We start from the raw sequence: 9,494 nt of genomic DNA, 5'->3' as shown, positions 1-9,494 counted from the left end.
GTTGAGTTCTCAAGGAACGGACGCTTCCTTCGTACTCACCCTCTCGGGCTTTCCTCCGGGCGCTTCCCTTCGGTGTTTCCGACTCTATCAGATCCTTTCGGAGCCTGATTCCCGGTCGGCGGGATTTGCCTTCCCGACCCGCTGGGCCGTTCCGACGAGTGAGACTTTAGCGGATTCCTGGCTCCCGAGCTAATCGGGGTCCTGCGCCTTTCGAACGCGGATTCCTCATTCCGCAAATACGCACGCCAAAGCACATGGCGACGAATCGCCGTTTGTCGGGTGGTACCTGTGGAATCGCTGTCCGGGGACCGACCGGGGTCGGCGCTCACGTCGGACAACTCGGAGAACACTACGTAGCCGGTGGGGGTGTGTCAACTCACGTCCTGGGGGCCCCGACGGCGTACGCTGGGGAGCGTGATGACGCGTACGTGCAACCAGCAGTGGTGGGCCGCCTGACGGCGGCCCTGCTCACGTACGCACCCACGGCCGCCGCCCCCGGCGGCCGTTCTCGTATCTCCCTTCAGAACCTTCGAGGGCCGGCCGCCCGGAGCGGCGGTCCCTACCAGGAGGTGGAGAGGGAATGGCACGAGTCTTCAGCGGGGTCAAGCCGACCGGGCACCTGACGCTGGGCAACTATCTGGGAGCCATGCGGCGGTGGGCCGATGTGGACCAGCACCGGTCCGACGCCCTGTTCTGCATCGTCGATCTGCACGCGCTGACCGTGGACCACGACCCCGCGCGGGTGCGTCGGCTCAGTCGGCAGGCGGCGACGCTGTTGCTGGCCTCAGGACTGGATCCCGAGTCGTGCACCGTGTTCGTGCAGAGTCACGTCACGGAGCACACACGGCTGTCGTACGTGCTGGAGTGCGTGGCGAGCGACGGTGAGATGCGGCGGATGATCCAGTACAAGGAGAAGTCCGTGCGGGAGCGCGCGCGGGGCGGGAGCGTGCGGTTGTCGCTGCTGACGTATCCGGCGCTGATGGCGGCGGACATCCTGGCGTACCGGGCCGACGAGGTGCCCGTCGGGGAGGACCAGACGCAGCACGTGGAGCTGACGCGGGACCTCGCGGTGCGGTTCAACCAGCGGTACGGACATACGTTCGTGGTGCCGAAGGCGACGCCCCCGGCTGTCGCCGCCCGGGTGATGAACCTCCAGGATCCGACGTCGAAGATGGGGAAGTCGGACGACTCAGGGCCGGGCATCGTCTATCTGCTCGACGAGCCGGACGTGGTGCGCAGGAAGGTGATGCGGGCCGTGACGGACAGCGGGCGGGAGGTGGTGTACGACCGGGAGGCGCGGCCGGGGGTGGCGAATCTGCTGGAGATCCTGGCGGCGTGCACGGGTGCGAACCCGCAGGCCCTGGGCGGTGTACACGAGTCGTACGGCGCCTTGAAGAAGGACACCGCGGAGGCCGTGGTCGAGGTCCTCAGGCCCGTACAGGCCAGGCACAAGGAGTTGTGCGCGGATCCTGTGTATGTGGAGGGGGTGCTGCGGGATGGCGCGGAGAAGGCGCGGGCCATGGCCCGGCCGACGGTCGATGCGGCCTACCGGGCGATCGGGCTGCTGGAACCCGTGGCGGAGCCGGTGCTGAACGCGGCCCGGTAGGCCTCGCCGCCGAGGCGGGGTTCGGTGGGGTCAGTCCTTCTTGCCGGAGGCCAGCTCGCGGCTGCGGTCGCGGGCGGCTTCCAGGGCGGCGATGAGGGCGGCTCGTACGCCGTGGTTCTCCAGCTCGCGAATGGCGCTGATGGTGGTGCCGGCCGGCGAGGTGACGTTCTCGCGGAGCTTGACGGGGTGCTCTCCGCTGTCGCGGAGCATCACGGCGGCGCCGATCGCGGACTGGACGATCAGTTCGTGGGCCTTGTCCCGGGGCAGGCCGAGGAGGATGCCCGCGTCGGTCATGGCTTCGACCAGGTAGAAGAAGTAGGCCGGGCCGGAGCCGGAAAGGGCGGTGCAGGCGTCCTGCTGGGACTCGGGGACGCGGAGGGTCTTGCCGACGGCACCGAAGATCTCCTCGGCGTGGGCGAGGTGGTCGACGGTGGCGTGGGTGCCGGCGGAGATGACGGACATGGCCTCGTCGACGAGGGCGGGGGTGTTCGTCATGACACGGACGACGGGGGTGCCTGCGGCCAGGCGCTCCTCGAAGAAGGAGGTCGGGATGCCGGCCGCGCCGCTGATGATCAGGCGGTCGGCGGGGATGTGCGGCGCGAGTTCGTCCAGGAGGGTGCCCATGTCCTGCGGCTTGACCGTGAGGATGAGGGTGTCGGCGGTCTTGGCCGCCTCGACGTTGGTGACCGGGGTGACTTCGTAGCGCGCGCGGAGTTCCTCGGCCCGCTCGGGGCGGCGGGCGGTGACGAGCAGGTCGGCGGGGGCCCAGCCGGCTCGGAGCATTCCGCTGAGCAGGGCTTCGCCGATCTTGCCGGTGCCGAGGACTGCGACTTTGTGGGTCATGGTGCGGGTGCCCTCCGGGGTGCGTCGTCCGGGGTACATCCTCGCACCGGGGGTCCGGGCTGTGCGGTGTTGTCCGCTGGGCGGACGTCCGGGTGTCGGGTCACTCTGTGCGGCGCCGAAGGGTGGCCGCGCCCAGGGCGAGGACCAGCAGCGCACAGCCCGCGACGACGAGGAGGTCCCTGACGAAGGTGGCCGTCATGTCGGTGTGGTGGAGGACCTCGTTCATGCCGTCGACCGCGTAGGACATCGGCAGGACGTCGGAGATGCCCTCAAGGACGGGGTGCATGTCGGAGCGGGGTGTGAAGAGACCGCAGAGCAGGAGCTGGGGGAAGATCACCGCGGGCATGAACTGGACCGCCTGGAACTCCGAGGCGGCGAAGGCGGAGACGAACAGGCCGAGGGCGGTGCCGAGCAGGGCGTCGAGGAGGGCGACCAGCAGGAGCAGCCAGGGCGAGCCGATGACGTCCAGGCCGAGGAACCAGAGCGCGAGGCCGGTGGCCAGTGCGGACTGGATGATCGCGACGGTGCCGAAGGCGAGGGCGTAGCCGGCGATGAGGTCGCCCTTGCCGAGGGGCATGGCGAGGAGGCGTTCGAGGGTGCCCGAGGTGCGCTCGCGCAGGGTGGCGATGGAGGTGACCAGGAACATCGTGATGAGCGGGAAGATGCCGAGGAGAGAGGCGCCGATGTTGTCGAAGGTGCGCGGGCTGCCGTCGAAGACATAGCGGAGCAGGAACAGCATCAGGCAGGGGACGAGGAGCATCAGCGCGATGGTGCGTGGGTCGTGGCGCAGTTGCCGCAGGACCCGGGTCGCGGTGGCGGTGGTGCGGAAGGGGTTCAGGGCGCCGGTGCGGGCGGGTGCGGTGGTCGTGTTCATCGGGTCGTCTCCTTGGCGCGGCCGGCTGCGGTCGCCTCGTCCACGAGGCGCAGGAAGGCGGCCTCGACGGTGTCCGTTCCGGTGCGGATGAGGAGGGCTTCGGGGGTCTCTCCCCCGGCCTCCGGCCGGGAGGTGCCCCCGGCGAGGATCTCGCCGTCGCGCATGAGCAGCAGGCGGTGGCAGCGCTCGGCCTCGTCCATGACGTGGGAGGAGACGAGCAGGGTGGCGCCGCGGGTGGCGGCGATGTCGTGGAAGAGCGTCCACAGGTCGCGGCGCAGGACGGGGTCGAGGCCGACGGTGGGTTCGTCGAGGACCAGCAGTTCGGGGTCGCCGAGCAGGGCCACGGCGAGGGAGACGCGGCTGCGCTGGCCGCCGGAGAGGTTTCCGGCGAGGGCGTCGGCGTGGCTGGTGAGGTCGACATCGGCGATGGCCCGGGCGACGTCGTCGTGACGGCGTGCGGAGGCGGCCCTGCCGGGGGTGAGGATCGCGGCGAAGTAGTCGAGGTTCTGACGTATCGTCAGGTCGTCGTAGACGGAGGGGTGCTGGGTGACATAGCCGATACGGGTGCGCAGGGCGGGGTGGCCCGCGGGGTGGCCGAGGACGTCGAGGGTGCCGGTGACCTTGGCCTGGGTGCCGACGATCGCGCGCATCAGCGTTGACTTGCCGCATCCGGAGGGGCCGAGCAGTCCGGTGATCCGGCCGCGCGGGACGGCGAAGCGGAGGTTGCGCAGGACGGTGCGGGAACCGCGTTCGACGGTCAGGTCGGTGGCGTGCACGGCGGGGGTTTCGGGCGTGGCCGGGGAGCCGGAGGCATTATTCATCACTCGATGAATAATGCTCTCGGCGCCGGGGGCCGTCAAGGGTCGCTAGGCGTTGCGGGCGACCAGCAGTTCCACGTCGTAGACCTCCTCCACGGAGCCGTCGGGGAAGGCCGCCAGGAGGTGGGTCCGCTCCTGGGCGAGGAAGGCGGCTGCGTTCTCCTCGCCGTGCGTCAGGAAGATCGAGTGGCTGCCGATGTTGGCCAGGTGGGTGTCGAGGGGGACGCGGCGGCTCCAGCGGACCGTGCGGTGCACGAAGTCGAGTCGGCCGCTGGGGTCGGCCAGTGCGGTGCGTACGCCGTCGCCGTTTCTGGCCACCACCCGGTCGCGGCCGAAGTGGCGCTCGATGCGGTCGGTCTGGGCGTCGATCCAGGGGATGTCGAGGGCGCTGGTGTTCCACCACAGCGCGAGGGCTCCGCCCGGGCGCAGCACCCGCAGCGCCTCCGGCACCGATCGGGCGGTGTCGGTCCAGTGCCAGGCCTGGGCGTAGGTGATCAGGTCGGCGCAGGCGTCGGCCAGGGGCAGGGCGTTGCCGTTGCCCCGGACGATCGGGACGTCGGGGAGGCCGCGGCGGAACTCGGCCGCCATGCCGTCGCCGGGTTCCACCGCGATCACATGGGCACCGCGGGCGCGCAGGAGCGCGGTCGCGATTCCGGTGCCGGCGCCGACGTCCACGGCCCTGGCGCCGGCGAGGGGACGGGCGGCGAGTTCCTCGATGGTGTCGAAGAGGGCGGGCGGATAGGAGGGGCGGTTCGCTCCGTACTGCGCCGCGGCGGCGTTGAAGGAGTGGGCCCGGCCGGCGCGGGAGGGCTGGGCCCGGCCGGCGCGGGAGGGCGGGGCCCGGCCGGCGCGGGAGGGCGGGGGCGTAGTGGTCATGGGTTCATGGTGGGGCGACCGGGGCGGGATGCGACAGCGGGTATCGATACGGGGCGCCGCACCGGCGAGCGTGTCCGCGGGGACGGAGGGCGGGCGCGGGCCCCGGGACATCACCGGTCCGTCGTGCCGGCCCGTGCGGCCGGGCCGGTCGCAGGCAAAGGGTTCGATGCAGGGGTTCGACGCAAGGGTTCAGTGCAAAGAACACGTTGCAAAGAAAGGGTTGCAACGCTTCCTTTGCATGGCTGGGTTGGTCCGTATGAACGAGCCGTCCGAGGACCCGCAGGTCCACAGTCTCGATGCCCGGTCGCTGCGCGGACTCGCACATCCGCTGCGTATGCGACTGCTGACCGCACTGCGGCACGGCGGTCCGGCCACCGCCTCCCAACTGGCCCAGAAACTGGGCGAATCCAGCGGTGCCACCAGCTACCACCTGCGTCAGCTCGCCGCGTACGGCTTCGTCGAGGACGCGCCGGAGCACGGCAAGGGGCGGGAGCGGTGGTGGCAGGCGGTCCACACGGGCGTGCGCTTCGACTCGGCGCTGCTCAGGGACGGCAACCCCGAGGTGCGCGGGTCCGCCGATCTGTTCCTGCACGAGATCGCGAACCACCACACCCGGGAGCTGGCGACCTGGCTCGGCACCCGCGACGCATGGTCCGAGGCGTGGAACCGCTCCTCGGACATGAGCGACTGGACGCTGAGTCTCACGCCCGAACGCGCCCTCGATCTCATCCACAAGATGCACGACCTCGTGGAGAGCTTCCGCGTACCGGCTCCTGACGACGGCGCTCCGGACGTCGAGCAGGTACGCGTCCACACGCACGTCCTTCCCCTGCCCACGGACTGAGAGGCCGCCCCATGCACCCCGAGACCCATCTGGCGCTGCACCGCGTCCGCGCCGCCGGCCTGTGTGGCGAAGCCGACGCGTACCGCCTCGCCGCGGCGGCCCGGCGCCCCCGGGACCTGCGGGCCCGGCTCGGCTGGACCCTGGTGGAGGTGGGCCTGCGGCTGGCCGCCACGCCCAAGAGAGCGGCCGCCCTTCCGTCGTACTGACCGGCCGCGCAAAACCGCTAGCGGCGGCGCTTCTTTCTGGAGGGGTCGCCGGTACGGCGGGTCGTGCGGCGTTCGTGCCGGGTACGGGCCGCCTCGTACTCCGCGCGGTGCAGCTTCTCGCCGGGAGCCTCGACAAGGGATCGGAAGAAGTACGCGAGGAGGGAGCCGACGAAGCCGATGGCCAGGAGGCCGCGCAGGGACGCCTGGCGGTCGGGGTCGGGGCGCCTGCCGAAGCGGTCCCAGGTGTTGCGGAAGGCCAGCGCGCTGCAGATCGCGAACATCACCACGACCAGCACCGTCACAAAGGATCCGGTGTCGGCGATCTGCAGGCCCTGGTAGGCGAAGCGGAGGATCAGGCAGGAGGCGACCGCCGCCGCGAGCGAGCCCACGGCCACGCCGGCGCGGCGGGCCGCGTAGCCGCCGTCGTGGTGCACCCAGGTCGTGCCGAAGAAGCGCAGGGGCTCGGGGCGGGGGCCGCTCGGTCCGCCGCCGGTGGAGCCCGCGGGGGCGTCCGGGGTGCCGGGTTCGTCGCTCACGGGACGATTATGGCGCCGCGGGTCCGCGGGCTCCGGGGCGGGTCAGGAGCAGCGCGAGGCCACGTAGCCGTCGCTGCCCGTGTGCACATAGGCGTCGGAGACGTATTCGCCGTTGTCGATGTTGTCCCAGATGTTCGAGGTGCCGTAGGGGCCGGTGACCGTCGTGCCCGGCGTCTGGCAGAAGATCGGGACGCGGGTATCGGCCGGCAGGACCCGGACGATGGCGTAGTTGGTGCCTGGACCGCTGCGGACGTTCAGCCGCACGCCCGGGGCGACCGGATAGGTGAGCACGGTGGCCGCCGCCGCGACGGCCTCGGCCGCCGCTTCTGTCTCGACGCCGCCCGCGGCCGCCTCGGCTGCCTTCGTGTCGTTCGTGTCGTTCGTCTCTTTCGTGCCGTCGGTTGCTTCCGTCGCTTCCACACGGTCGACAGACATGAGTGGATCTCCCCCCGTCAGAACCCATGACCTCCATGGGGTCACGTTGATTCCCCTGTTTCGAGCCACGAAACACCCGTGCGCGACTCGCACGCGGAGGCTAGCAAGTCGCCTCGGTCCCGTACGAGTCATCGACTAGGCTCCGAGCGTCGCGCGCGCCGACGAACAGCACGGGGGTGGTCCCATGGCGCCACAGCGGAACTCCGGAGCGGGCGCGGAAGCGGAACTTCCCGAGTACGCCGGTCACTACCGCCTGGAGGCACGCCTCGGGTCGGGCGGCATGGGCGTGGTGCACCTGGCCCGCAGCACCTCGGGGCTGAAGCTCGCCGTGAAGGTCGTACACGCGGAATTCGCCAAGGACCGCGAGTTCAGGGGCCGTTTCCGGCAGGAGGTGGCCGCCGCCCGGCGGGTCAGCGGTGCCTTCACCGCGCCGGTCGTCGACGCCGATCCGGAGGCCGAACGGCCCTGGATGGCCACGCTGTTCATTCCGGGTCCGACGCTCGCCGATCATGTGAAGCGGAACGGGCCCATGGAGCCTGCTCAGTTGCGCAGACTGATGGCCGGGCTCGCGGAGGCGCTGCGCGACATCCATCGGGTCGGGGTGGTGCACCGCGATCTGAAGCCGAGCAACGTCCTGCTCGCCGAGGACGGTCCGAAGGTCATCGACTTCGGAATCTCACGGCCGAAAGACAGCGAACTGCGCACCGAGACCGGCAAGCTGATCGGTACGCCGCCCTTCATGGCGCCCGAGCAGTTCCGGCGGCCCCGCGAAGTCGGGCCCGCCGCGGACATCTTCACGCTCGGGTCGGTGCTGGTGCACGCGGCGACCGGGCGCGGCCCGTTCGACTCGGACAGCCCGTACGTCGTGGCCTACCAGGTCGTGCACGACGAACCGGATCTGGCCGGGGTGCCGGAGGACCTGGCGCCGCTGGTGCTGCGCTGCCTCGCCAAGGAGCCGGAGGACCGGCCGACGCCCGACGAGCTGATGCGGGAACTGCGGTCGGTGGCCGCCTTGTACGACACCCAGGCGTTCATACCGTCTCAGCGGACGCGCGCGGACGATGGGTGGGCCGACGGCACAGCGGACGGCAGGGACCGGGCGACCCCCGAGCCGGACGACCCCTGGGGCCTGCGGACCGTCACTCCGGAGGAGCCCGAACGGGCCGTGCCGACCGCTGCGGCGGCCCGGGGACCGCGGGCATGGCTCGGCAAGCGGGCGGCGATCGTGGGCGGGTCGCTCGCCCTCGCGCTGTGCGGTGTGCTGGCGTCGGTGCTGTGGCTCGGCGACGGCCCGCCGGTGCCGATGGGTGTCACGGCCGAGAACACCTCGCCGGGCTTCCCGGGGTGGCACGCCGAACCGGTGGGCAAGGGCTCCGGGATGCCCCAATGCACGTACGGCGACGACAAGGTGCTGTGTCTGCGCTCCGGCCTGGCCTACGCCCTCGACCCGGCGGACGGGTCCCTGCTGTGGCGGCACCCCGTCGCCGGGGACCGGGCGAGCGTCGCGCCGGAGCTGGCGGGCGGGCTCTTGCAGGTGCCGGCGAACGGGGGCGGGCGGGTGGAGGCGGTCGACCCGGCCTCCGGTACGACGCGCTGGAAGCGGGTGGTGCCGGGGCAGGCGGCGCTGCGCTTCGCCGGCGGGATGCTCCTCGTCGCCGGCGCCGACGGATCGGTCACCGGCGTGGACGGCCTGACGGGCGACACCAAGTGGACCCGGCGGATCTCCGGGGCCCACATGCCCTCCCTCGCCTGGTTCGCGGGGGACTCCTCGGCGTACGCGACCAGCTCCGAGGACGGGACGTACACGCGCGTGACGGCGGTGGATCCCGTGACGGGCGCCGAGCGCTGGCGGGCACGGCTTGCGGGGAACCTGAAGCCCGTCGGCAGCCAGGGCGGCTCGCTGGTCCTGCTGTCCGTGGACAACGCCACCGGCGAGACGGACGAGGTGGTGCGCTACACGCCGGCCACGGCGACCGAGCGCCGGGTGCCGCTGCCGGTGCCGCGCCTGGCTCCGCAGGCCACCGTGCGGGGCGACGTCGTCTATCTGCTGTCCAGCGGCGGTGCGCTGGAGGCCGTCGACATGGCGGACGGCAAGCGGCGGTGGCATCTGGAAACGTCCGTGAGCCGCGGCTCGGCGCCGGTCGCCGACGCCGGCCATGTGTACTTCAGCGCCGCCGACGGGCGGCTGCTCGCGGTCGACGCCCGCGACGGCGCACTGGTGGGGCAGACCCGGCCGCGGCTGGGCACGAACTCGGACGAGGTCACGGCCGCGCTCCCGGCACCGCTGCTCGTCGACGGCCGTCTGTACGCGGGCGCCCCGGACGGCACGGTCATCGCCGTGGACGCCCGCGACCCCGACTCCTGGTGACCCGAACGCGGCCTGCCGGTGGGCGGTCCGGTGCGCCCCTTGGCACGCTCCGGGGCCGCCCCCGTCGGAGGCGGCCCCGGAGCGTGCG

At 71.7% G+C, this 9,494-nt stretch carries 10 protein-coding genes; 4 read left to right on the top strand and 6 right to left on the bottom strand.

Annotation, left to right across the window (positions count from 1 at the left end; genetic code table 11):
• The first annotated feature begins 580 nt into the window (after positions 1 to 580).
• A complete protein-coding gene (gene trpS, locus ABT245_RS22485; protein ID WP_351736220.1) occupies positions 581 to 1,606 on the top strand; it encodes a tryptophan--tRNA ligase in 1,026 nt (341 codons plus the stop codon).
• Positions 1,607 to 1,636: 30 nt separating this feature from the next.
• Here trpS and proC read toward each other — a convergent pair whose 3' ends face one another.
• The 4 genes from proC to ABT245_RS22465 form a co-directional block, all read right to left on the bottom strand.
• Positions 1,637 to 2,449: a pyrroline-5-carboxylate reductase gene (proC, locus tag ABT245_RS22480; protein WP_351736218.1), complete on the bottom strand. Its 813-nt coding sequence runs from the start codon at positions 2,447 to 2,449 to the stop codon at positions 1,637 to 1,639.
• 100 nt (positions 2,450 to 2,549) lie between these two features.
• Positions 2,550 to 3,323, bottom strand: a complete 774-nt coding sequence (locus tag ABT245_RS22475; RefSeq protein ID WP_351736216.1) for an ABC transporter permease — start codon at positions 3,321 to 3,323, stop codon at positions 2,550 to 2,552.
• Positions 3,320 to 4,144, bottom strand: coding sequence for an ABC transporter ATP-binding protein (locus ABT245_RS22470; protein ID WP_351736214.1), 825 nt, complete (start codon positions 4,142 to 4,144; stop codon positions 3,320 to 3,322). The genes ABT245_RS22475 and ABT245_RS22470 overlap by 4 nt, the downstream gene beginning before the upstream one ends.
• 45 nt (positions 4,145 to 4,189) lie before the next feature.
• Entirely contained in the window at positions 4,190 to 5,017 is an 828-nt protein-coding gene (locus ABT245_RS22465) for a class I SAM-dependent methyltransferase (protein WP_351736212.1), read from the bottom strand.
• 256 nt (positions 5,018 to 5,273) lie between these two features.
• Between ABT245_RS22465 and ABT245_RS22460 the strand changes: the two genes are divergently transcribed.
• Together ABT245_RS22460 and ABT245_RS22455 are read left to right on the top strand one after the other, a co-directional pair.
• On the top strand, positions 5,274 to 5,861 hold the full coding sequence (locus tag ABT245_RS22460; RefSeq protein WP_351736210.1) for an ArsR/SmtB family transcription factor: 588 nt from the start codon (positions 5,274 to 5,276) through the stop codon (positions 5,859 to 5,861).
• 11 nt (positions 5,862 to 5,872) lie between these two features.
• Positions 5,873 to 6,067, top strand: coding sequence for a hypothetical protein (locus tag ABT245_RS22455; protein WP_351736208.1), 195 nt, complete (start codon positions 5,873 to 5,875; stop codon positions 6,065 to 6,067).
• 17 nt (positions 6,068 to 6,084) lie between these two features.
• Here ABT245_RS22455 and ABT245_RS22450 read toward each other — a convergent pair whose 3' ends face one another.
• Both ABT245_RS22450 and ABT245_RS22445 read right to left on the bottom strand, forming a co-directional pair.
• Entirely contained in the window at positions 6,085 to 6,603 is a 519-nt protein-coding gene (locus tag ABT245_RS22450; protein ID WP_351736206.1) for an EamA/RhaT family transporter, read from the bottom strand.
• 42 nt (positions 6,604 to 6,645) lie between these two features.
• Complete coding sequence (locus ABT245_RS22445; RefSeq protein WP_351736204.1) at positions 6,646 to 7,038, bottom strand: SH3 domain-containing protein; 393 nt, start codon at positions 7,036 to 7,038, stop codon at positions 6,646 to 6,648.
• Between the two features lie 184 nt (positions 7,039 to 7,222).
• On the opposite strand from ABT245_RS22445, the gene ABT245_RS22440 reads away from it, so the two are divergent.
• Complete coding sequence (locus ABT245_RS22440; RefSeq protein WP_351736202.1) at positions 7,223 to 9,406, top strand: serine/threonine-protein kinase; 2,184 nt, start codon at positions 7,223 to 7,225, stop codon at positions 9,404 to 9,406.
• Positions 9,407 to 9,494 lie beyond the last annotated feature (88 nt).

Source organism: Streptomyces sp. NPDC001508, from assembly GCF_040298665.1.
GTDB lineage: Bacteria > Actinomycetota > Actinomycetes > Streptomycetales > Streptomycetaceae > Streptomyces.
Note: the sequence above shows the minus strand (reverse complement) of the source record. Positions and strands in the feature narration are given on the sequence as shown.